Consider the following 19,170-nt stretch of genomic DNA (forward strand, 5'->3'; position numbering starts at 1 on the left):
GACCCCCCGCCGCCTTGCCTATGTACGCCCGGCGGGCCTGTCAGGACCGTTGCGCTGGCGTCTCGGGCTTGCCCACGACCGGGCTTTTGCGGCTAGCATGGGCGGAAAAAACGGAGCCCCGATGGACGCCCCCGCCACACTCGCCAGCTCGGTCTCGGTCGCCTACCTGCAGGGCCTGCTGGACTATCTCGCCCGCCAGGGTTTTGCCAGCGAAGCGCTGCTGGCCAAGGTGCAGCTGAGCCCGGCGATTCTCGCCCAGCGCGACCAGCGCATCGCCGTCAGCACCTACCTCGAACTGCTGGGCGAAGGAGTGCGCCTGACCGGCGACGCCAACCTCGGCCTGCACCTGGGCGAGGCCATGCGTCCCGGCTACTACGGCGTGCTCGGTTACCTGATCATGAGCTGCGCGACCCTGGCCGACGCGCTGCACCGCCAGGCGCGCTATGCCGCGCTGGTGGGCAACCTGGGCCGCGTCGATCTGGACGACGAGCCGCCGCGCGAGGGCCTGGAGCCGCAGGTGGCGCATGGCTGGCAACCGCTGGTGCGCGAGCAGCAGCGCCAGCACAGCGAGGAGACCCTGGCCGGCTGGCTGACCTTCGGCCGCTGGATCACCGGCCTGCAGATCCCGCCCACCGAGGTGCGCTTCCAGCACCCGGCGCCGGCCGATACCTCCGAACACCAACGCATCTTCGGTTGCCCGGTACTCTTCGGCCAGGCCGACAACGCCCTGGTGTTCCCCAAGCGCCTGTTGAGCACGCCGCTGGGCCAGGCCGATGCCCAGCTGCGCCAGCTGCTCGATGCCCACGCCGATCGCCTGCTCGGCCAGCTCAACCTCGGCCACAGCGTGCTGGATCGCGCGCGCCGCGAGCTGGCCCGCCAGTTGCCGGAGGAGGGCGCCGACCTGGAGCGCCTGGCGCAGAGCCTCGACCTCAGCGCCCGCACCCTGCAACGGCGCCTGCGCGAAGCGGGTCTATCGTTCAGTGGCCTGCTCGACGAGACCCGTCACCAGCTGGTGCTGCATTACCTGCGCGACCCGGCGCTGGAGCTGGCGGAAATCGCCTTCCTGGTCGGCTTCAGCGAGGCCGGCTCGCTGGCCCGGGCCTTCCGCCGCTGGACCGGACAGAGCCCCGGCGCCTACCGGCAGAGCCTGATAGACTCGCCGCCCCAACCTTGAGGACGCTGTTATGAGTTTGAGCGAAGCCCGTTTCCACGATCTGGTCGATGCCGCCCAGCAGGCCGTGGAAGACATTTTCGACGACAGCGATCTGGATCTCGACCTGGAAAACTCCGCCGGTGTGCTGACCGTGCGTTTCGAGAACGGCACCCAGGTGATCCTCAGTCGCCAGGAGCCCTTGCGCCAGCTGTGGGTGGCGGCGCGCTCCGGTGGTTTCCACTTCGACTACGACGAGGCCCAGGCGCTGTGGATCTGCGACACCAGCGAGGAGCCGCTGGGCGAGCTGCTGAACCGGGTGACCCGTGAGCAGGCCGGTGAAGACATCGAATTCGACGAGCTCTGAGGTCGTCGACTCGCCCTGCCGGCGCCAGTGCTGCCTGGACGACCAGGACGTATGCCTGGGCTGCGGGCGCAGCCTGGCCGAGATACTCGAGTGGGGCAAGGCCGACAACGGCCGCCGCCGGCAGATCTGCCAGGCCGCGCAACAGCGCCTGCGGCCGCCACCGAGCTGGGGCTGACCGGGCGGTCTTGCTTCTTGCCGGGCTTGTGGTAGGGTCAGCCAAAGCTGACTAACCGATCAAAACCCCGCCTCAGGGCGGGGTTTTGCTTTATCTGGCCCAAGGAGGAAGACCCTCGCCATGAGCAGCACCCCCGCAATCACCATCACCCGCCTCGACCTGCAACGCCTGGAGCGTCTGCTCGACAGCCTGGAGGACTTCGGCCCGACCGCCAAGGCCCTGGAAACGGAGCTGGCGCGCGCCCAGGTGGTGGGTCACGACGAGGTGCCGGCTGGGGTGGTGACGATGAACTCGCGGGTGCACTGCCGCGAGGAAGGCAGCGGCAAGGATTACCACCTGACCCTGGTGTTTCCCGAGGACGCCGGCGGTGAAGGCCGCGTCTCGATCCTCGCGCCGGTGGGCTGCGCCCTGCTCGGTCTCTCCGTCGGTCAGCAGATCGATTGGCCGGGCCCGGGTGGCAAGCCACTGCGGCTCACTCTGCTGGCCGTGGAATACCAGCCCGAGGCCGCCGGCGAGTACCAGCGCTAGGCCAGCAGAAAGCGCGCGGACAGCCCCGCGAGCTCCCGGCAGGGCGGCGTATCGCTACGCCGCTTGAGCTGCTCGTCCAGTTCCAGATTGCGCGCCATGTTGTGGTTGCACTCGATGGTGCGCGCCACGCCACCGCCGGCCACCTTGCCGCTGCCGGCCAGCGCCGGGCCGTTGATCAGCGCCAGCAGCAGGGCGAGCAGCATGGCCTTGGGCGGGGTGAGCTGCATGTCCTAGCCTCCCACCCGGATCGCCGCGAGCAAGGCGTGCAGCGCATCGGGCAGGCTTGTCCCGCCGCTCAGTGCCCGCTCGTCGCCCAGCCCCAGGGCCATGCTCAGCAGCACGCTGGCCGCGATGGCTAACAGGCCGAAGCCGGCGAGGGCGCCGCTTTCCGCGTGCTGGCGAAGGAGTCTGGGCATGTCGTTCTCCCGAGGGAATGCTGGAATGGCGCCAGATTCGCTCAAGGAGATTCGATTGAATAATGCTGCTTCTGCGTAGTAAGTATCAGCTGGATTGATTGTTGCTCCGAGGGTCGGGAACTCACCCCGTGCGCGCCTGTCACTGGACTAGAGTGTTTTAACCCACCGCCGGCAAGGAGGCCGCCATGTCTAGCCTGCCCCTGTACTTTCCCCAAGGCTTCTCCCTGGACCGCGCGCTGCTCTGCGCGCAACTGGTCGACCAGGCCTACGCGCAATACCGCCAGTGGCAGACCCAGGACCGCCCGCGCCGCCCCCAGGATTTCGTCTGGACGCCACCGCAGCTGCCCGGCTGGCGCTTCTCCCAGCCGATCTGGAGCATCCTCAGCGACCTGCACTTCATCAACGAGTCCGAGCCCTTCGGTTTCGCCGCGGCCAATGACCAGGGCGAGACCTACCTGGTGCTGCGTGGCACCGACTCGGCGCAGGACTGGCTCGACGACCTGGATGTGGAGCAGGCCGCATGGCCCTGGCAGGACGGCGGCCAGGGCCATGTGCATGCCGGTTTCCTCAAGCTCTACGGCTCCCTGCGCGACCTGGCCCTGGCGGCGCTGGACAGCCTGCAGCCGACCGGCCCGCTATGGGTCTGTGGGCACAGCCTGGGCTGCGCGCTGAGCAGCATGGCGGTGCTTGACCTGCACGAGCGCTGGCCGGACCAGGCCCTGCAGCACTACAACTTCGCCAGTCCGCGCCTGGCCGCGCCGGACTTCGCCGCCAGCTACAACGCGCTGGGTATCACCACCTTCCGGGTGGTCAACGACAGTGACCTGGTGCCGGAAATCCCGCCGGCGGTGACCGATACCCTGCTGTACCAGCACCTGGGCCTGGCGGTCACCTTCACCGCCAGTTACGCCAGCGTGGAGGCCAACCACAGCCTGGAAGGCTCGTATCTGTATGCCCTGGAGCATCCCCAGGCGCCGATGAACGGCTGAGCCTGGCGGCTCAGTCGCCGCCCCCGCCACATCCGCCACCGCAACCGCCGCCGTCGGAGCCGGCATCGGAGCCAGCATCGCCGCTGCTGTCGTTGTTCGACCCCGAACCACCGGAGCAGCCCGAGCCGCAGCCGATATGACTGGCGCAGTAGGCATCGCCGTTGCGGTAGCTGCCCGGGTGGGCGCCGCAGTTCAGGCTGTAGCGAAAGCCATCGGCGATGCCCAGCTCGGCGTCCAGGGCGAACAGCAACGGCAGACGCGCCGGCAGTTGCGGGTCGATGCCCTCGCGGTTGCAGGCCAGGCGCCAGGCGCGGCGGATGCCTTCGCCGGCGGCGTTGGGGTTGGGCATGACGTCGTGCGGGGTATGGTGCAGGAAGCGCCCGAGCCCCTGGCTGCAGAACTGGCGGTACTGGCGGGTATAGAGGATGAACTCGTGCCAGGCCATGTCCACCGCCTGCGACGGCATGGCCACCATGCGCTGCTCGGCCAGGCGACACAGCTGGAAGTATTCGCGCAGGCCACGCAGCACCTGGCCGGTCTGGGTTGGCGTGAGCTGCGGGTAGTGCTTGGTCAGCCTGCTGCGCAGCTGCTCGGGGAATTCGAAGCCGGCGATAAACTGTTCGCGCAGCAGGCGCTGGCGATGCCGGCGCCAGCGGAAGATGCCGAAGGCGGTGGCGCCGATGATTGCGCTGGTGAGGAGCATGGGGCGTCCTTGTCGGTCAGGCGTTCTGCAGCGCGCTGTTGAGCGCTGCTTCCAGCTCGGCCTTATAGCGCAGGTAGTGGATGGTCTGCGCCTGGCCGTCGCCGAGAATGCGCGACAGATCAAGGTCGGTGATGTAGCAGGGATAGCGCTCGGCGCCGCGGCGCTGGGCCAGGATATGCCGGGCCACGGCGCCGAACAGCTCGGCGCCGTACTCCAGCTCGGAGAACTCACGGTGGTTGCAGTACAGGGTGACATGCACCCGGCCGTGCTCGGCCGGCTCGATGATGGCCTGCACGTCGTAGAACGAATGGCTCACAGGCGCCTGCGGTGGGGCGCGGCGTTCCAGATGCCTGGCGCGCTGCGGTGGCGCGGGCAGCACCTCGTAGTACAGGATATCCAGCGCCGCCGGCGGCAGCGGGCTGTCCAGCGGCAGCAGGGCGTTGCGCCGGTACAGCACCGACTGCAGGAAGCGCTGCAGCGGGGTGAGCAGGCTCTGCTCGTCGCGGAACGGCAGGCGCTGGCGCCACAGCGCGTTGTATTCGTCCAGCACCGAGAGCTCGGCCTGCTCGCCGTCGACCCGGTAGAACACCTGGATGCACTGGGGCCGGCCCAGCGGCAGGATCAGCGCCAGCTCCTCGCCCTCCAGGGCGTAGCGGTCCAGGTGCAGCGGGCTGTAGGACGACTGTTCCTCGCCCAGATGCTCGATCAGGCTCGGCAGGTCGGCCAGGGCGGCGTGGCTGACCTGGCCCGGCTGCAGCTCCAGCACGTGGTAGTGCTGCTGCACCTGCAGCAGGTAGCGGCTGTTGGCGCCGCCGCTGAGGCTGGCCAGGGCGTCGCGGAACAGCTCCTCGACGCGCTGGGCAATCGCCTGGGCGCGGTTGCGGCAGAAGCAGCGCACCTTGAGGCTGGGGCGGCGGCCATTGGCGGGCAGGGCGTTGAGGTAGTCGCGCAGGCAGTCGAGCAGGGCGTGCGGGCCGTCGTAGCGGCTGACCATCAGCTCGTTCCAGCTGTTCAGGCTGACCTGGTCGAGGGTCAGTACCAGGTTCTCGCGCACGCCGGAGTAGCCCAGCGAGTCGGTGCGCCCGGTGGTCAGGTGCACATTGAGCTGGCTGTGCGACTTGAGCGGGTCGATGCCGACGTTGACCAGCAACAGCACCTCGGCCGGCTCGGCGGCGAGCAGCAGGGAGTCCTCGTTCACCGCCGGCAGCGGCAGCGGCACGCTCTGCTGCAGACTGCTTAGCAGGCTGGACAGCTCGAACTCGCCGAGGTCGCTGCTGCCCGGGTGCAGCGACAGCCGCGTGCTGCTGTCGATCACGCCGTTGCGGTGGCACCAGGCGAGCAGCTCGATCAGCTGGCGGGCGCGCTTGAGCGGGGCGAAGTCTGGCCACTCCTGGCCGTTCAGGCTGCCGGGGTAGAGCGCCCACTGGGTCTCGCCGTCGGCCTCCGGGCTGGGACTCTGCACCAGGGTCAGGGTGTCCTCGGCCAGGTCCGGGGCGATGCCGGGGTTGATGAACTCGATCTTGCCGGCCTTGCGCTCGAAGGCGGCGTACAAACGCCGGCCGAGCACGCCGAGGTCGCGGCTGTTGAGCGGCATGGCGGCCTGCTCGCTGCGGGCGAACTGCGAGAGGAAGCGGTAGCTGTAGGTCAGCTCGTTGACCAGCGCGCGGCGTTCGGCGCTGACCTGGCGCACCTTCCACTGGCTGCGGCTGTCGAGGTTGGCCAGCTCGCGCTGGCTCCAGTGCCACTCTCCGGTGAGGCGCTCGAACAGCAGGCGCTGCCAGCTCTTGGCGCGCTGGCGCGGCGGCACGCTGAGCTTCTTGCCGACCTTGAGGTACAGGCAGCGGCGGATCAGCTCCAGGCGCTCCAGCTCGCCGCGGTCGGTGAGGTATTCCTCCAGGCGGCGGTACACCACGATGTAGGGGTCCAGCTCGTCCAGCTCCAGGCGATTGGCGTACACCGCCTGCTTGAAGCGCAGGCTCAGGCATTCCACCCGCGGGTGCTCGCTGGCGTAGACCTCGGTGAGCAGCAGCTTGAGCACCGACTTGTAAGGCGAGTCGATACCCTTGAACAGCTGCCACATGCCGGCGCCGATGAACTCGCCCGGCGGGATGCGCGCCAGGTTGCCGAGGTCGAGCACCTCTTCGGCGCGCACGAAGCGCTTGCTCAGCAGGGCGTGGGTGTAACCGCGGTAGTTGGCCTCTTCGTACACCGGCACCAGCCACCACAGCGGGGTGCGCCCGCCGAGCCAGATGGCGGTGCGGTAGAACTCGTCGAGCAGCAGGTAGTGCTGGGTGGTACCGCAGTCGTCCGAGGTCAGTTGCGCCTCGCGGTCGCCGACGGTGAAGCGCGCCGGGTCGATCAGGAAGCAGTGCACCTCGGCGCCCTGGGTGGCGGCCCAGGCCTCCAGCAGATCGCACTTGCGGCGCAGCTCGGCCAGGGCGCGGGCGTCCATCTCCGGGTCGTGGCATACCCACAGGTCCATGTCGCTCTGCTCGGCCTGGGCTACCGTGCCCAGGCTGCCCATCAGGAACAGGCCGTGGATCGGTGCCGGCCGCTTGCCGGCCAGGGGACTGCTGCGGCGGGGCTTGTAGGTGAAGGAGCGGGTCAGGCGCTGGGCCTCGGCGAGGATCTCGTCGCTCGGCTCGAAGCCGGACAGCCCGGCCGGGGTGGCGGCCGAGACATAGCCCGGCAGCAGCGGATGGTTCACATGGAACAGCAGCGGCAGCAGCTTGAGCACCAGCTGCTGGCGCGTCGACAGCGCCTGCATGGCGCGGCCCAGGCGCCCGGTGTTGATCTTCAGGAAACGCGCGCGCAGCTGCGCCAGGACCTTGCGGTCGATGCCTTCGTTGATATCCGGACGGATTTCCTGGGTGCGCGTCATGTACTGCTCGAAAGCGATGGTGGCAGCAAGACTACCAGCGCCGAGCGGTGCCTGGCAGCCATTCCTGCCCAGTGTATCGGCGGCTGCCGGCCGCGACTGTAGGGAGAAGTCCGGGGGCCGCGCCGCCCCCGGCTCCGATGCAGGTTCTCAGGCCGGCTGGGGGCAGAGAATGGTCAGCAGCGCTTGGGCATGCTCGGCGGCATCCAGCCCCAGGCTGGTCAGGTAGCCGCCGTCAGCCTGGGTCACCAGGCCCTTCTCGTGCAGACGGGTGATGGCCATCTGGGCGCGGTTGGAGGCGTTGTTGTGCACCTTGAGCCCTTCCTGGTGGTTGTCCAGGTTGTACAGGGCGAGGATTTCCAGTTCGGCGATCAGTTCGGGGGTGTAGGCCATGGCGACTCCGGCTTGTTGTTGTAAGTACGCCCTGCGTGGCAGCACGGCGGGAGAATCGGTCCTGCCAGTGTAGTCCGCCGTTCAGTCCTGGTCCGCCTGCTCGGGAAGATCGGGCAGGGCGCGCAGGGCCTGTTCGTACCAGGCGCCGTCGAAGGGGCGGTCGTCGCGCAGCATGGCGTCGATCTCGTGGGCCAGCACCAGGGCCATCAGCTCGAGGATCTCCTCGCGCGGGTAACCCACCAGGGTCAGCTTGTTGTAGACCGCCTTGGCCGCCGGCGGGTTGCCGGTCTCCAGCTGGTTCTCGATGGCCTGGGTCAGGGTTGCTTCGGCGAAGGCTTCTTCGTCGTTATCGTCGTGCTCGCTCATGGCGACTCCTCGGTTGCTGATCGGCAGTGTGCCACGGCCTGCCCGTTGCTGCGCCATTCAGCCGTCTGATGAAGCTTCCTCTGGCGCCGCGGCCGGCTATAACTGGTTTTTTCCTGCCCGGTAGCGACCCATGCTCAGACTCCACGGATTTGCCGTCAGCAACTACTACAACATGGTTCATCTGGCTTTGCTGGAGAAGGGCCTGGCGTTCGATACCGCCACCGTCTACGGCTGTCAGGACGAGGCCTTCCTCGCCATGAGTCCCCGGGGCAAGGTGCCGGTGCTGCAGACCGAGCACGGCTACATCAGCGAGACCAGCGCCATCCTCGACTACCTGGAAGAGCTCGGCGAAGGCCGCCCGCTGCTGCCGGCCGAGCCCTATGCGCGGGCCCAGGTGCGGGCGCTAGTGAAGGAGATCGAGCTGTATATCGAGCTGCCGGCGCGCAGTTGCTACCCGGAGGCGTTCTTCCGCAACCCGGTGGACCCGGCGATCAAGGACAAGGCGCGCGGCGAGCTGCTGGCCGGCATCGCCACGCTCAAGCGCCACGGCCGCTTCGCGCCCTATGTGGCCGGCGAGCAGTTCAGCCTGGCCGACCTGTACTTCCTCTATAGCATCGACCTGGCGGCGGCGGTGGGGCAGAAGGTGTTCGGCCTGGACCTGCTGGCAGACTTCCCGGCCGCCCGCGCGCTGCTGGAGCGGCTGCAGCAGAACCCGCACGTGCAGATGATCGCCGCCCAGAAGGAAGCCGGCATGCCCGGCTTCATGGCCTTCCTCAAGAGCAAGGCTTGAGGGCCGTGTGCCCGCTGCCGGCTCAGCCGGCGGCGAAGTCGAGCAGGGCCTGGCCGGTCAGGCGGTAGGGAATGCAGTCGTCCAGCGGACGGGCGCCGAAGGATTGGTAGAAGTCCATCGCCGGCCGGTTCCAGTCCAATACCAACCACTCGAAACGGCCGCAGTCGCGACTGACTGCGAGGCGCGCCAGGTGTTGCAGCAGTGCCTTGCCAGCGCCACAGCCGCGGTGCTCTGGTGCGACGTAGAGGTCGTCCAGATACAGGCCATGCTTGCCCAGCCAGGTGGAGAAGTTGAAGAAATACACTGCGTAGCCAATCGGCTGGCCGTCTTTCTCGCAGATCAGGGCGTAAGTGGTCGAGTTTGCGCCGAACAGGTTGTCGCGCAGGCCAGCCGCATCGGTTTTCACCTCATGCTCGGCGTTGTCGAAGATGGCCAGGTCGGTGATGAAGCGCAGGATCAGAGCGGCGTCGTCGGCGGTGGCGGGGCGGATATGCAGGCTCATGGACAGGTTCTCGAAGTGTTCAGCCATTGCGAATGATCAGACCGGCCACCAGGCCGGCCAGACAGATAAAACCGAGGGCGATGATCCAGACGTTGCGCGGTGCATCCGGATCGGCCTGGTGCAGCGGCTGGCGCGGATGGCGGCCCAGGGTCAGCAGGCGCAGGGCAAGCCAGCCCAGGGCATAGCAGAGCTGGAGAAAGAGCCATTCGAGCAGCCCCTGGATCAGTCCAAGGACCAGCCACCTGAGCAGCGCGACCAGGCCATGCAGCAGTGCATCCATCGGAATTCCCTTTCCGGTGTGGCGATCAGCGCGTCGCCAGCAGTTCCTTGCCACGGGCCACGGCGGCGCGGACCTGGTTCGGCGCGGTGCCGCCGATATGGTCGCGGGCGTTGACCGAGCCTTCCAGGGTCAGCACGGCGAACACGTCGTCGCCGATCTGGTCGCTGAACTGGCGCAGTTCGTCCAGGCTCATCTCGGCCAGGTCCTTGCCGCTGTCGACGCCGTATTTCACGGCGTGGCCGACGATCTCGTGGCAGTCGCGGAACGGCAGGCCCTTGCGCACCAGGTAGTCGGCCAGATCGGTGGCGGTGGAGAAGCCGCGGCGGGCCGCCTCGCGCATGATCTCGCGCTTGGGCTTGATCGCCGGGACCATGTCGGCGAAGGCGCGCAGACTGTCACGCAGGGTGTCGGCGGCGTCGAACAGCGGTTCCTTGTCTTCCTGGTTGTCCTTGTTGTAGGCCAGCGGCTGGCCCTTCATCAGGGTCAGCAGGCCGGTCAGGGCGCCGAACACGCGGCCGGTCTTGCCGCGCACCAGCTCCGGCACGTCCGGGTTCTTCTTCTGCGGCATGATCGAGGAGCCGGTGCAGAAACGATCCGGCAGGTCGATGAACTGGAACTGCGCCGAAGTCCACAGCACCAGCTCTTCGGAGAAGCGCGACAGGTGCATCATCGCCAGGGAGGCGGCGGCGCAGAATTCGATGGCGAAGTCGCGATCAGACACGCCGTCCAGTGAGTTGCCGCCGACCTGGTCGAAGCCCAGCAGCTCGGCGGTGATCTCCCGGGCGATCGGGTAGGTGGTGCCGGCCAGCGCGGCCGAGCCCAGCGGCATGCGATTGACCCGCTTGCGGCAGTCGACCAGGCGCTCATGGTCGCGCGACAGCATCTCGAACCAGGCCAGCAAGTGATGGCCGAAGGTGACTGGCTGCGCGGTCTGCAGGTGGGTGAAGCCGGGCATGATGGTGTCGGCTTCGGCCTCGGCCAGACCCAGCAGGCCCTGCTGCAGGCGGGTGATTTCGGCAAGGATCAGGTCGATCTCGTCGCGCAGCCACAGGCGGATATCGGTGGCCACCTGGTCGTTGCGCGAGCGGCCGGTGTGCAGTTTCTTGCCGGTGACGCCGATGCGGTCTGTCAGGCGCGCCTCGATGTTCATGTGCACGTCTTCCAGATCGACGCGCCAGTCGAACTGGCCGGCTTCGATCTCGCTCTGGATCTGCTTGAGGCCGGCCTCGATGGCGTCGCGCTCGTCCGCGGTCAGCACGCCGACCTTGGCCAGCATGGTCGCGTGGGCGATGGAGCCCATGATGTCGTGGCGGTAGAGGCGCTTGTCGAAGTCGACGGAGGCGGTGAAGCGGGCGACGAAGGCGTCGACGGGCTCGCTGAAGCGGCCGCCCCAGGACTGGTTGGTCTTCTCAAGGCTCATGGCAGAACTCGCGGGACTGGGCAGGCGCGGCGCCTGCGAAACGGACAAAGTGTGCCGATAATAACAGCCTTGCCGGGAAAACCGAGGCCGTGCCGATCTGCAGGGCGCGTCACAGTTTTCAGCGCGAGGCGGCATTTGGGCACCCGTTTTAGCCCGGCCGGAGCGCTCTGGCTTGCCGCCCCAGGGGCACACAAGGAAACTGCGCGGATGAAAATCCACTGGTTCAACAACGGGCGCACCCTCGCCCCGGACGACGATTTCTTCCTGCCGGAGCTGTGCGAGCCCGAGGCTCTGCTCAGCCTGGTGTTGCTGGCCGAGCTGCTGGTGCTGGTGCTGGTGCTGTCCGAGCCGATGCAGCCGGGCTTCAACTGGGTGCGCCTGGCGCTGACCTCGCTGTTCGTGCAGTGGATCGTGCTGCTCTCCGCCGCCCTGCTGTGCCGCCTGCGCCCGCTGCTGGCGCGGCTGCGTGCGGCGCTGGCCGGCACTTTGTGCTGCGCCCTGGTGGTGGGGCTGGCGCTGGCCTGTACGGCGGTGGCCGACTACTACGAGCTGGGCGGACCGCTGCCGCGCGACGGCGAGGTCAACCTGTACCTGCGTCATGCGCTGATCAGCCTGATCATGTCAGCCCTGCTGCTGCGCTATTTCTACCTGCAGAGCCAGTGGCGCAAGCAGCAGCAGGCGGAGCTGAAGGCGCGGATCGAGTCGCTGCAGGCGCGCATCCGCCCGCATTTCTTGTTCAACAGCCTGAACAGCATCGCCAGCCTGGTGGCCATCGACCCGCTCAAGGCCGAGCAGGCCGTGCTCGATCTGTCCGACCTGTTCCGCGCCAGTCTGGCCAAGCCCGGCACCCTGGTGGCCTGGGGCGATGAGCTGGAATTGGCGAAGAGATATCTGTCGATCGAGCACTATCGGCTCGGCGACCGGCTACAGTTGGATTGGCAGGTGGAAAACGTGCCGACGGACTTGCCGATCCCCCAGCTGACTCTGCAACCGCTGCTGGAGAATGCCCTTATCTATGGCATTCAGCCGCGTATCGAGGGCGGTCTGGTACGGATCGAGGCGGATTACCAGGATGGGGTGTTCCAGCTCTGTGTGAGCAACCCCTACCAGGAAAGCGCCGAACAGCAGCCGTCGCGCGGCACCCACCAGGCACTGGTGAATATCGACGCGCGTCTGGCGGCACTTTTCGGCCCCGGCGCGAGTCTCAGCGTGGATCGCCGTGACGGGCGACACTTCACCTGTCTACGCTATCCTTGTTCGAGACTCATGCAGGAAGCCCGAGCAATATGAATGTGCTGATCGTCGATGACGAACCCCTTGCCCGCGAGCGACTGGCCCGCATGGTCGGTGAACTCGATGGCTACCGTGTCCTCGAGCCCTCGGCCAGCAATGGTGAAGAGGCTCTGACGCTGATCGACAGCTTGCGGCCGGACGTGGTCCTGCTGGATATCCGCATGCCCGGCCTCGACGGCCTGCAGGTAGCGGCCAAGCTGTGCGAGCGCGAGGCGCCGCCGGCGGTGATCTTTTGCACCGCCCATGATGAATTCGCCCTGGAGGCCTTCGACGTCAGCGCCGTCGGCTATCTGGTCAAGCCGGTGCGGCCGGAGGCGCTGGCCGCCGCGCTGAAGAAGGCCGAGCGACCCAACCGGGTGCAGCTCGCCGCCCTCACTCGCCCGTCCGGTGGCGACAACGGCGCCGGTCCGCGCAGTCATATCAGCGCGCGCACCCGCAAGGGCATCGAGCTGATTCCGCTGGAGCAGGTGATCTTCTTTATCGCCGATCACAAGTACGTGACCCTGCGCCACGAAGGTGGCGAGGTGCTGCTGGACGAGCCGTTGAAGGCGCTGGAGGACGAGTTTGGTGAGCGCTTCGTGCGCATCCACCGCAACGCCCTGGTCGCCCGCGAGCGCATCGAGCGCCTGCAGCGCACGCCGCTGGGGCATTTCCAGCTCTACCTCAAGGGCCTCGGTCCGGATGCCCTGACCGTCAGCCGACGCCACGTGGCCGGCGTGCGCAAGCTGATGCACAGCCTGTAGCACTGTGCGCCAACGCCTGCGGCGATTGTGCCTGCGGGCGTGCGCTGGTCATCCTGTTATCATCCGCGGCAGTCCGCTTCCTGGAATTGCCCATGTCCCGCGAAATCCGCATCGCCACCCGTAAGAGCGCCCTGGCCCTGTGGCAGGCCGAATACGTCAAAGCCCGCCTGGAACAAGCCCATCCGGGGCTGAGAGTCAGCCTGGTGCCCATGGTCAGTCGCGGCGACAAGCTGCTCGACGCGCCCCTGGCGAAAATCGGCGGCAAGGGCCTGTTCGTCAAGGAGCTGGAGACCGCCCTGCTGGAGCACGAGGCGGACATCGCCGTGCACTCCATGAAGGACGTGCCGATGGACTTCCCCGAAGGCCTCGGCCTGTTCTGCATCTGCGAGCGCGAGGACCCGCGCGACGCCTTCGTCTCCAATACCTACGACAGCCTCGACGCCCTGCCGGCCGGCAGCGTGGTCGGCACTTCCAGCCTGCGCCGCCAGGCCCAGCTGCTGGCGCGCCGTCCGGACCTGAAGATCCAGTTCCTGCGTGGCAACGTGAATACCCGCCTGGCCAAGCTGGATGCCGGCGAGTACGACGCCATCATCCTCGCCGCCGCCGGCCTGATCCGCCTCGGTTTCGAAGCGCGTATCCGCTCCTCGATCAGCGTCGACGACAGCCTGCCGGCCGGTGGCCAGGGCGCGGTGGGCATCGAATGCCGCAGCGCCGACAGCGAGATCCATGCCCTGCTGGCGCCGCTGCACCACGCCGAGACCGCCACCCGCGTAATCGCCGAGCGCGCGCTGAACAAGCGCCTCAACGGCGGCTGCCAGGTGCCCATCGCCTGCTATGCGCTGCTCGAAGGCGAGCAGATCTGGCTGCGCGGCTTGGTCGGCCAGCCCGATGGCGGCCTGCTGCTGCGCGCCGAAGGCCGTGGTACAGACGCCGAAGTGCTCGGCGTGCAGGTGGCCGAGCAACTGTTGGCCCAAGGCGCGGAAACCATCCTCAAGGCGGTCTACGGCGAGGCCGCTGGCGAGTGACGGGCTGGCGCCTGCTGCTGACCCGCCCGGCCGCCGAGTGCGAGGCCCTGGCCGCAACCCTGGCCGAGGCGGGTGTGTTCAGCCGCAGCCTGCCGCTGCTGGAAACCGAGGCGCTGGCCGAGACGCCCGCGCAGCGCGCCACCATCCTCGATCTGCAGCGCTACGGCGCGATTATCGTGGTCAGCAAGCCGGCGGCACGCCTGGGCCTCGATCTGCTTGCCCGCTATCGCGCGCAGCTGCCAAGCGGCCCGCGCTGGTTCAGCGTCGGCGCCGCCACCGCACAGCTTCTCGACCAATACCTGCAGCCCCACGGCCTGCAAGCCAGTTGCCCGAGCGCGGGCGACGACAGCGAGGCGCTGCTGGCGCTGCCGCAGCTGGACGAGGCGTTGCGGGTGCCGAACCCGCGGGTACTGATCATGCGTGGCGAGGGGGGGCGTGAACTGATCGCCGAAACCCTGCGCCAGCGTGGCGTGGCCGTGGACTATCTGGAACTCTATCGCCGTATACGGCCTCAATACCCTGCCGGTACGCTGGCGCGAGTGATTGAGGAGTCGCAGCTGAACGCCCTGCTGGTCAGCAGCGCGCAAGGCCTGGACAACCTTCGCCAGCTGGCCGCCGATGCCTGGGCGGAGCTGGCTCGGCTACCCTTGCTGGTGCCCAGTCCGCGGGTGGCCGAGATGGCCCGCGCGGCGGGGGCACGGCAGGTCATCGATTGTCGCGGCGCCAGTGCTGCGGCTGTTCTGGCGGCCCTGCGCGCTACTCCGGCGCCGGCCCACTAGCAAAGGAAGGACACGTGAGCGAAACAGCCCCGCAGATCAGCGAACAGACCCCGCAAATCCAGGCCGATCAGCCGCCGCAGGCCGTCGCGCCCAAGACCAAGGGCCGCGGTCCGGCCTGGCTGGCGCTGCTGGTTGGCCTGGCCGCCCTCGGCGCGGGTGGCTGGAGTGCCTGGCAGCTGTATCAGCAACAGGGCCAAGCCGCGCAGCAGCTGGCGCAGCTCCGGCAAGCCGGCGAGGCCGCCCAGGAGCGGGTTAAGGCCAGCGAAGAGCACGTCGCCAAACGCCTGGCCGGCCTGCCGACGGCGGCCGAACTGGCCACCCAGCGCGACCTGCTGGTGAGCCTGCAGGGCGAGCAGCAGCGCCTGGCCCATAGCCTCTCCGGCCTGCTCGGCAAGAGCCGCGAGGACTGGCGCCTGGCCGAGGCCGAGCACCTGCTGCGCCTGGCCATGCTGCGCCTCAGCGCGTTGCAGGACGTGGATAGCGCCGTGGCCCTGGTGCAGGGCGCCGACGATATTCTGCGTGCGCAGAACGATCCGCAGGCCTTCGCCGCCCGTGGCGAGCTGATCAAGGTGCTGGAGGCGCTGCGCAGCCTGCCCCAGGTGGACCGCAGCGGTCTGTTCCTGCAACTGGCCGCCCTGCGCGGCCAGGTCGCCCAGCTGCAGATGCTGGCCCCCGAATACATCCTGCCAACGGAAGTGCAGAGCAGCGTCAACGCCAGCGACAGCAGCCGCTGGGAGGCGCTGTGGGAGGAATTGTCGCGCTATGTGCGCATCGATCTGCATGCCGACCAGGACGTGCGCCCACAGCTGGCCGGGCAGAGCCTGGCGCAGGTGCGCCTGACCCTGGCGCTGGCCCTGGAACAGGCCCAGTGGGGTGCGCTGAATGGCGAGCAGGAGGTCTATCGCCAGGCCCTGGCCTCCGCCAGCGAGGTGCTGGACAGCTACTTCGATCGCGACAACCAGGCCGTGCAGGCCATGCAGAAACGCATCGGCGAGCTGAGCGGGCAGAAGGTGGTCGCCAGCATGCCCAAGCTGGATGACGCCCTGACCGGCCTGCAGGCCTACCTCAAGCGTCGCGAAGCCGCCGAGCTGATGCCCGAGGCCCAAGCCGAGCCCGCGCTCGAACCCGATATCGAGGCGATCGAGGAGGGCGGGCAATGATTCGCGCCGCTCTGCTGCTGATTCTGGTGGTGGCCGCCGCCACCGCGCTCGGCCTGGCCATCGTCGAACACAGCGGCTATGTGCTGATTGCCTGGAAAGGCCTGCGCTACGAGTCGAGCCTGTGGGTGTTCCTGCTGCTGATCGTGGTTGGCGTGCTGCTGCTGTGGACGCTGCGCTGGCTGGTGCGCCTGCTGCTGGTGTCCGGCGGGCTGGTCAATCCCTGGTCGCGCCGCCAGCGCGGCCGCCGTCAGCAACTGGCCGCCGACAAGGGTCTGCTCGACCTGATCGAGGGCCGCTGGGAGCGCGCCGTGCGCCATCTGCGCCTGGCCGCCGAAGGCGAGCGCCAGCCGCTGATGTACTACCTGGGGGCGGCACGCGCGGCGCACAAGCTGGGCCGTGTGGAAGAAAGCGAGGAGCTGCTGGAGCACGCCCTGCAGCGCCAGCCCCAGGCCGAGCTGGCGATCGCCCTGACCCATGCCGAGCTGCAGCGCGAGCAGGGCAATCTGCAGGGCGCGCTGGACACCCTGCAGGCCATGCGCGAGCGCCATCCGCGTCACCATCTGGTGCTGGAGCAGCTGCAGCGCACCCTGCTCGAACGCGGTGACTGGGCGGCGCTGCTCGACCTGCTGCCGGAGCTGCGCAAGGCCAAGGTGCTGGAAGGCGAGGCGCTGGCCGAGCTGGAGCACAAGGTGTGGATCGCCCGTCTGCATGCCGCCGGTGAACAAGGGCTGAACCAGGGCGAGGTCGCCCTGCAGCCGCTCACCGCAGCCTGGCAGCAGCTGTCCTCGGCGCAGCGTCAGGATGTGGAACTGCTCCTGGCCTACGCCGGTCAGCTGCGTGCACTGGGGGCTCAGGAAGAGGCCGAGGAGGTGCTGCGCAAAGCCCTCAAGCAGGGCTACGACGCGCGCCTGATGCGCCTCTACGGCCAGCTGCGCGGGCGCGATCCGGCGCGTCAGCTGCAGACGGCCGAGGGGCTGCTCAAGCAGCATCCGCAGGACCCGCTGCTGCTGCTCAGCCTGGGCCGCCTGTGCCTGCAGAACGGCCTGTGGGGCAAGGCCCGCGAGTATTTCGAGATCAGCCTGGAGTTTTCCCGCAGCGCCGAGACCTGTGCCGAGCTGGCGCGCCTGCTGGCCAGCCAGGGCGACGTCGAGGGCAGCAATCGCCTGCTGCAGGAGATGCTCGTGCTGCAGGGCCAGCGCTTGCCGCAGCTGCCGCAACCCGCACACTAGCCTACCGCCGCCCGGCTGACGTGCGGCGCCCTGTCGCTGACGGGGCGCCTGTCGGTGCCTTGAAAGGCCAGTCAGCTTTCCTCTACCGTAGGCGCCTTTCTCGCCCCGCATCGGAGTTCCCATGGCGCTGGCCACCCCGCGTTCCCTGTTCCTGCTCGCCTTCCTCGGCTGCCTGGCCCTGATGGGCGGAGCTCTCTATCTGGAGCATGCGGTCGGCCTGAACCCCTGCCCGATGTGCATCGTCCAGCGCGTGTTCGTCATCCTCTTCGCCCTGGTCTGCCTGATCGCCGCCATCCATGGTCCGGCACGCACCGGGCAGCGCGTGTACGCCGTGCTGGCCCTGCTGTTCGCCGCCGGCGGTGCCGGTACCGCGGCGCGCCAGGTGTGGCTGCAGAACGTGCCGGCCGATCAGCTGGAGGCCTGCCTGCCGAGCCTGGAGTTCATGATGGAGGCCCTGCCGCTGCAGGAGATCGTGCGCCTGGTGTTCCATGGCACCGCCGATTGCGCCGAAGTGACCTGGACCCTGTTCGGCCTGAGCGTGCCGGAGTGGAGCCTGCTGGCCTTCATCGGCATGATCCTGTTCGCGCTGTTCCAGCTGCTGCGTCGTCGCTGAAGCGCGTCTGAGTTTTTCCGATCGGCATGACTTGATGCCCGCGTCGAGTGGGCATACTCTGGCCCTACGCCTCGCCAGTAATCCGCCGTTTTCGGCGAGGCGTTCTCCGAGAACCCGCGAGCTGACAATAAAATGTCTCGGGGCTGGCGTATTCAGCATTCACCAGTAAGGGAAGTGAGGACATCATGCTCGAGAGCTGCCAGAACGCCCAGGAACGCTGGGGCGGTGTACACCAGCTGATCGACCGCTGGCTGCAGGAACGTCATGAGCTGGTGAGCGCTTTCGGTGGGCTCTGCGACAAACCTCAGGGCGTCGCCAACAACACCCAGGACGTGCAGCGCTTCTGCGAGATTCTGGTGGACTATGTCTCCGCCGGGCACTTCGAGGTCTACGAGCAGCTCACCGTCGAGGCCAAGGCCTTCGGTGATCAGCGTGGCCTGGAACTGGCCAAGCAGATCTACCCGCGCATCGAAGCCATCACCGAAGTGGCGCTGGCCTTCAATGATCGCTGTGACAACGGCGACTGCCGCGACGCCGCCTCCCTCAATGCCGAACTGAAACGCCTCGGGCAGTTGCTGCACGAGCGCTTCGAACTGGAAGATTGCCTGATCGAAGTGCTGCACAACTCCCATCAACACCAGGTCACTGCGACTCCGCTCTGAATAGCGAGCCGCACAAAAAAAGCCGCCTCTTCAGGCGGCTTTTTCATGGTCGGGCGATCACCATCATTCGGCCACATCCAGCAGTTCCACCTCGAACACCAGGGGCGCATTCGGCGGAATCAGATCGCCGGCGCCTTCCTCGCCATAGGCCTGCGCGGCGGGAATCACCACACGCCAGCGCGCGCCGATCGGCATCTGCCGCAGCGCCGTTTGCCAACCGGGAATCAGGGCGCTGAGACGGAACCATTGCGCGCCTTCGCTCTGGTCGAACAGGCTGCCGTCGGCCAGCTCGCCGCGGTAATTCACCTTCACCCGACTGTTCGCCGATGGCTTGCGTCCGCTGCCCACGCGTAGCTCGCGCACCAGTACGCCACCCTCCAGCTCGCGTACGCCGTACTGGGATTTTTCCTTGGCGAAGAAGCGCCCTTCGGCCATTCGCGTCTGCTCTTCGCGGCTCTGCGCCATGCGTTGTTCGTGGGCCTCGAGCAGGGCGTCGATGCGCTCCGGCGGCAGGCGCAGAGCCTCGCCGCGATAGGCCTGGCGCAGGCCCTGGAGCAGGGCATCCAGCGGTAGATCCGGTACTTCGCCGTGCAGTCTTTCGCCCAGTCGCGCACCCAGGCTGTAGGCCAGATCCTCGTCCTGATTCGCGGCCGGCGACAGGGCGGGAAGCAGGCACAACAGCAACAACGAATGACGCAACATGGTGGGA

General features: G+C 67.8%; 24 protein-coding genes. 14 read left to right on the forward strand and 10 right to left on the reverse strand.

Annotation, left to right across the window (positions count from 1 at the left end):
* The first annotated feature begins 121 nt into the window (after positions 1 to 121).
* The 4 genes from FFS62_RS20080 to rnk all read left to right on the forward strand — a co-directional run bounded on the left by FFS62_RS20080 (position 122) and on the right by rnk (position 2,220).
* Positions 122 to 1,174, forward strand: a complete 1,053-nt coding sequence (locus tag FFS62_RS20080; protein ID WP_137974628.1) for an AraC family transcriptional regulator — start codon at positions 122 to 124, stop codon at positions 1,172 to 1,174.
* A gap of 10 nt (positions 1,175 to 1,184) precedes the next feature.
* Positions 1,185 to 1,517, forward strand: coding sequence for an iron donor protein CyaY (gene cyaY / locus FFS62_RS20085; RefSeq protein WP_137974629.1), 333 nt, complete (start codon positions 1,185 to 1,187; stop codon positions 1,515 to 1,517).
* Positions 1,489 to 1,692: a DUF1289 domain-containing protein gene (locus FFS62_RS20090; RefSeq protein WP_137974630.1), complete on the forward strand. Its 204-nt coding sequence runs from the start codon at positions 1,489 to 1,491 to the stop codon at positions 1,690 to 1,692. The genes cyaY and FFS62_RS20090 overlap by 29 nt, the downstream gene beginning before the upstream one ends.
* Positions 1,693 to 1,812: 120 nt before the next feature.
* A complete protein-coding gene (gene rnk, locus FFS62_RS20095) occupies positions 1,813 to 2,220 on the forward strand; it encodes a nucleoside diphosphate kinase regulator (protein ID WP_137974631.1) in 408 nt (135 codons plus the stop codon).
* Here rnk and FFS62_RS20100 read toward each other — a convergent pair.
* A complete protein-coding gene (locus FFS62_RS20100) occupies positions 2,217 to 2,447 on the reverse strand; it encodes a hypothetical protein (protein WP_137974632.1) in 231 nt (76 codons plus the stop codon). The genes rnk and FFS62_RS20100 overlap by 4 nt on opposite strands.
* Before the next feature lie 3 nt (positions 2,448 to 2,450).
* Positions 2,451 to 2,636: a hypothetical protein gene (locus tag FFS62_RS20105; protein WP_137974633.1), complete on the reverse strand. Its 186-nt coding sequence runs from the start codon at positions 2,634 to 2,636 to the stop codon at positions 2,451 to 2,453.
* Between the two features lie 185 nt (positions 2,637 to 2,821).
* Between FFS62_RS20105 and FFS62_RS20110 the strand changes: the two genes are divergently transcribed.
* Complete coding sequence (locus FFS62_RS20110) at positions 2,822 to 3,625, forward strand: lipase family protein (RefSeq protein WP_137974634.1); 804 nt, start codon at positions 2,822 to 2,824, stop codon at positions 3,623 to 3,625.
* Positions 3,626 to 3,635: 10 nt separating this feature from the next.
* Here FFS62_RS20110 and FFS62_RS20115 read toward each other — a convergent pair whose 3' ends face one another.
* The 4 genes from FFS62_RS20115 to FFS62_RS20130 all read right to left on the reverse strand — a co-directional run bounded on the left by FFS62_RS20115 (position 3,636) and on the right by FFS62_RS20130 (position 7,965).
* A complete protein-coding gene (locus FFS62_RS20115) occupies positions 3,636 to 4,328 on the reverse strand; it encodes a hypothetical protein (RefSeq protein ID WP_137974635.1) in 693 nt (230 codons plus the stop codon).
* Positions 4,329 to 4,344: 16 nt separating this feature from the next.
* Entirely contained in the window at positions 4,345 to 7,209 is a 2,865-nt protein-coding gene (locus FFS62_RS20120; protein ID WP_137974636.1) for a class I adenylate cyclase, read from the reverse strand.
* 147 nt (positions 7,210 to 7,356) lie between these two features.
* Positions 7,357 to 7,599, reverse strand: coding sequence for a TIGR02647 family protein (locus FFS62_RS20125; RefSeq protein ID WP_137974637.1), 243 nt, complete (start codon positions 7,597 to 7,599; stop codon positions 7,357 to 7,359).
* Between the two features lie 81 nt (positions 7,600 to 7,680).
* On the reverse strand, positions 7,681 to 7,965 hold the full coding sequence (locus tag FFS62_RS20130) for a hypothetical protein (protein ID WP_137974638.1): 285 nt from the start codon (positions 7,963 to 7,965) through the stop codon (positions 7,681 to 7,683).
* A gap of 130 nt (positions 7,966 to 8,095) precedes the next feature.
* On the opposite strand from FFS62_RS20130, the gene FFS62_RS20135 reads away from it, so the two are divergent.
* Positions 8,096 to 8,755, forward strand: a complete 660-nt coding sequence (locus FFS62_RS20135) for a glutathione S-transferase (RefSeq protein ID WP_137974639.1) — start codon at positions 8,096 to 8,098, stop codon at positions 8,753 to 8,755.
* Between the two features lie 22 nt (positions 8,756 to 8,777).
* Here FFS62_RS20135 and FFS62_RS20140 read toward each other — a convergent pair whose 3' ends face one another.
* From FFS62_RS20140 to argH, 3 genes are read right to left on the reverse strand one after another with little or no spacing between them, the layout of a single operon-like run.
* The gene (locus FFS62_RS20140) at positions 8,778 to 9,257 is read right to left on the reverse strand and encodes a GNAT family N-acetyltransferase (protein WP_137974855.1); all 480 of its coding nucleotides are present in this window, start codon (positions 9,255 to 9,257) and stop codon (positions 8,778 to 8,780) included.
* Between the two features lie 19 nt (positions 9,258 to 9,276).
* Entirely contained in the window at positions 9,277 to 9,537 is a 261-nt protein-coding gene (locus tag FFS62_RS20145; protein ID WP_256662314.1) for a hypothetical protein, read from the reverse strand.
* Positions 9,538 to 9,562: 25 nt separating this feature from the next.
* Positions 9,563 to 10,957, reverse strand: a complete 1,395-nt coding sequence (gene argH / locus FFS62_RS20150) for an argininosuccinate lyase (RefSeq protein WP_137974640.1) — start codon at positions 10,955 to 10,957, stop codon at positions 9,563 to 9,565.
* A 207-nt stretch (positions 10,958 to 11,164) separates the two neighbouring features.
* Between argH and FFS62_RS20155 the strand changes: the two genes are divergently transcribed.
* The 8 genes from FFS62_RS20155 (at position 11,165) to rsd (ending at position 18,461) form a co-directional block, all read left to right on the forward strand.
* Entirely contained in the window at positions 11,165 to 12,247 is a 1,083-nt protein-coding gene (locus FFS62_RS20155) for a sensor histidine kinase (protein WP_137974641.1), read from the forward strand.
* Complete coding sequence (locus FFS62_RS20160) at positions 12,244 to 12,993, forward strand: LytTR family DNA-binding domain-containing protein (protein ID WP_137974642.1); 750 nt, start codon at positions 12,244 to 12,246, stop codon at positions 12,991 to 12,993. The genes FFS62_RS20155 and FFS62_RS20160 overlap by 4 nt, the downstream gene beginning before the upstream one ends.
* 92 nt (positions 12,994 to 13,085) lie before the next feature.
* Positions 13,086 to 14,018, forward strand: a complete 933-nt coding sequence (hemC, locus tag FFS62_RS20165; protein WP_137974643.1) for a hydroxymethylbilane synthase — start codon at positions 13,086 to 13,088, stop codon at positions 14,016 to 14,018.
* Positions 14,015 to 14,797, forward strand: a complete 783-nt coding sequence (locus FFS62_RS20170; RefSeq protein ID WP_137974644.1) for a uroporphyrinogen-III synthase — start codon at positions 14,015 to 14,017, stop codon at positions 14,795 to 14,797. Before hemC ends, FFS62_RS20170 begins: the two co-directional genes overlap by 4 nt.
* A 14-nt stretch (positions 14,798 to 14,811) precedes the next feature.
* The gene (locus tag FFS62_RS20175) at positions 14,812 to 15,957 is read left to right on the forward strand and encodes a uroporphyrinogen-III C-methyltransferase (protein WP_256662315.1); all 1,146 of its coding nucleotides are present in this window, start codon (positions 14,812 to 14,814) and stop codon (positions 15,955 to 15,957) included.
* Positions 15,954 to 17,186: a heme biosynthesis HemY N-terminal domain-containing protein gene (locus FFS62_RS20180; protein ID WP_137974645.1), complete on the forward strand. Its 1,233-nt coding sequence runs from the start codon at positions 15,954 to 15,956 to the stop codon at positions 17,184 to 17,186. Before FFS62_RS20175 ends, FFS62_RS20180 begins: the two co-directional genes overlap by 4 nt.
* 121 nt (positions 17,187 to 17,307) lie before the next feature.
* Positions 17,308 to 17,799 (forward strand): disulfide bond formation protein B, encoded by a 492-nt coding sequence (locus FFS62_RS20185; protein WP_137974646.1) that lies wholly within the window; start codon positions 17,308 to 17,310, stop codon positions 17,797 to 17,799.
* 185 nt (positions 17,800 to 17,984) lie between these two features.
* Positions 17,985 to 18,461: a sigma D regulator gene (gene rsd / locus FFS62_RS20190; protein WP_137974647.1), complete on the forward strand. Its 477-nt coding sequence runs from the start codon at positions 17,985 to 17,987 to the stop codon at positions 18,459 to 18,461.
* 63 nt (positions 18,462 to 18,524) lie between these two features.
* Here rsd and FFS62_RS20195 read toward each other — a convergent pair whose 3' ends face one another.
* A complete protein-coding gene (locus FFS62_RS20195) occupies positions 18,525 to 19,163 on the reverse strand; it encodes an FKBP-type peptidyl-prolyl cis-trans isomerase (RefSeq protein ID WP_137974648.1) in 639 nt (212 codons plus the stop codon).
* Positions 19,164 to 19,170: the final 7 nt, after the last annotated feature.

The organism is Pseudomonas sp. F(2018) (genome assembly GCF_005508865.1).
Lineage (GTDB): Bacteria > Pseudomonadota > Gammaproteobacteria > Pseudomonadales > Pseudomonadaceae > Aquipseudomonas.

Coding starts and splice junctions, on each gene's coding strand:
- rsd (WP_137974647.1), top strand. CDS start 17,985: ATGCTCGAGAGCTGCCAGAACGCCCAGGAACGCTGGGGCGGTGTACAC.
- FFS62_RS20135 (WP_137974639.1), top strand. CDS start 8,096: ATGCTCAGACTCCACGGATTTGCCGTCAGCAACTACTACAACATGGTT.
- FFS62_RS20110 (WP_137974634.1), top strand. CDS start 2,822: ATGTCTAGCCTGCCCCTGTACTTTCCCCAAGGCTTCTCCCTGGACCGC.
- FFS62_RS20160 (WP_137974642.1), top strand. CDS start 12,244: ATGAATGTGCTGATCGTCGATGACGAACCCCTTGCCCGCGAGCGACTG.
- FFS62_RS20195 (WP_137974648.1), bottom strand. CDS start 19,163: ATGTTGCGTCATTCGTTGTTGCTGTTGTGCCTGCTTCCCGCCCTGTCG.
- argH (WP_137974640.1), bottom strand. CDS start 10,957: ATGAGCCTTGAGAAGACCAACCAGTCCTGGGGCGGCCGCTTCAGCGAG.
- FFS62_RS20125 (WP_137974637.1), bottom strand. CDS start 7,599: ATGGCCTACACCCCCGAACTGATCGCCGAACTGGAAATCCTCGCCCTG.
- FFS62_RS20105 (WP_137974633.1), bottom strand. CDS start 2,636: ATGCCCAGACTCCTTCGCCAGCACGCGGAAAGCGGCGCCCTCGCCGGC.
- cyaY (WP_137974629.1), top strand. CDS start 1,185: ATGAGTTTGAGCGAAGCCCGTTTCCACGATCTGGTCGATGCCGCCCAG.
- FFS62_RS20140 (WP_137974855.1), bottom strand. CDS start 9,257: ATGAGCCTGCATATCCGCCCCGCCACCGCCGACGACGCCGCTCTGATC.
- hemC (WP_137974643.1), top strand. CDS start 13,086: ATGTCCCGCGAAATCCGCATCGCCACCCGTAAGAGCGCCCTGGCCCTG.
- FFS62_RS20100 (WP_137974632.1), bottom strand. CDS start 2,447: ATGCAGCTCACCCCGCCCAAGGCCATGCTGCTCGCCCTGCTGCTGGCG.
- FFS62_RS20130 (WP_137974638.1), bottom strand. CDS start 7,965: ATGAGCGAGCACGACGATAACGACGAAGAAGCCTTCGCCGAAGCAACC.
- FFS62_RS20145 (WP_256662314.1), bottom strand. CDS start 9,537: ATGGATGCACTGCTGCATGGCCTGGTCGCGCTGCTCAGGTGGCTGGTC.
- rnk (WP_137974631.1), top strand. CDS start 1,813: ATGAGCAGCACCCCCGCAATCACCATCACCCGCCTCGACCTGCAACGC.
- FFS62_RS20080 (WP_137974628.1), top strand. CDS start 122: ATGGACGCCCCCGCCACACTCGCCAGCTCGGTCTCGGTCGCCTACCTG.
- FFS62_RS20155 (WP_137974641.1), top strand. CDS start 11,165: ATGAAAATCCACTGGTTCAACAACGGGCGCACCCTCGCCCCGGACGAC.
- FFS62_RS20185 (WP_137974646.1), top strand. CDS start 17,308: ATGGCGCTGGCCACCCCGCGTTCCCTGTTCCTGCTCGCCTTCCTCGGC.
- FFS62_RS20180 (WP_137974645.1), top strand. CDS start 15,954: ATGATTCGCGCCGCTCTGCTGCTGATTCTGGTGGTGGCCGCCGCCACC.
- FFS62_RS20115 (WP_137974635.1), bottom strand. CDS start 4,328: ATGCTCCTCACCAGCGCAATCATCGGCGCCACCGCCTTCGGCATCTTC.
- FFS62_RS20120 (WP_137974636.1), bottom strand. CDS start 7,209: ATGACGCGCACCCAGGAAATCCGTCCGGATATCAACGAAGGCATCGAC.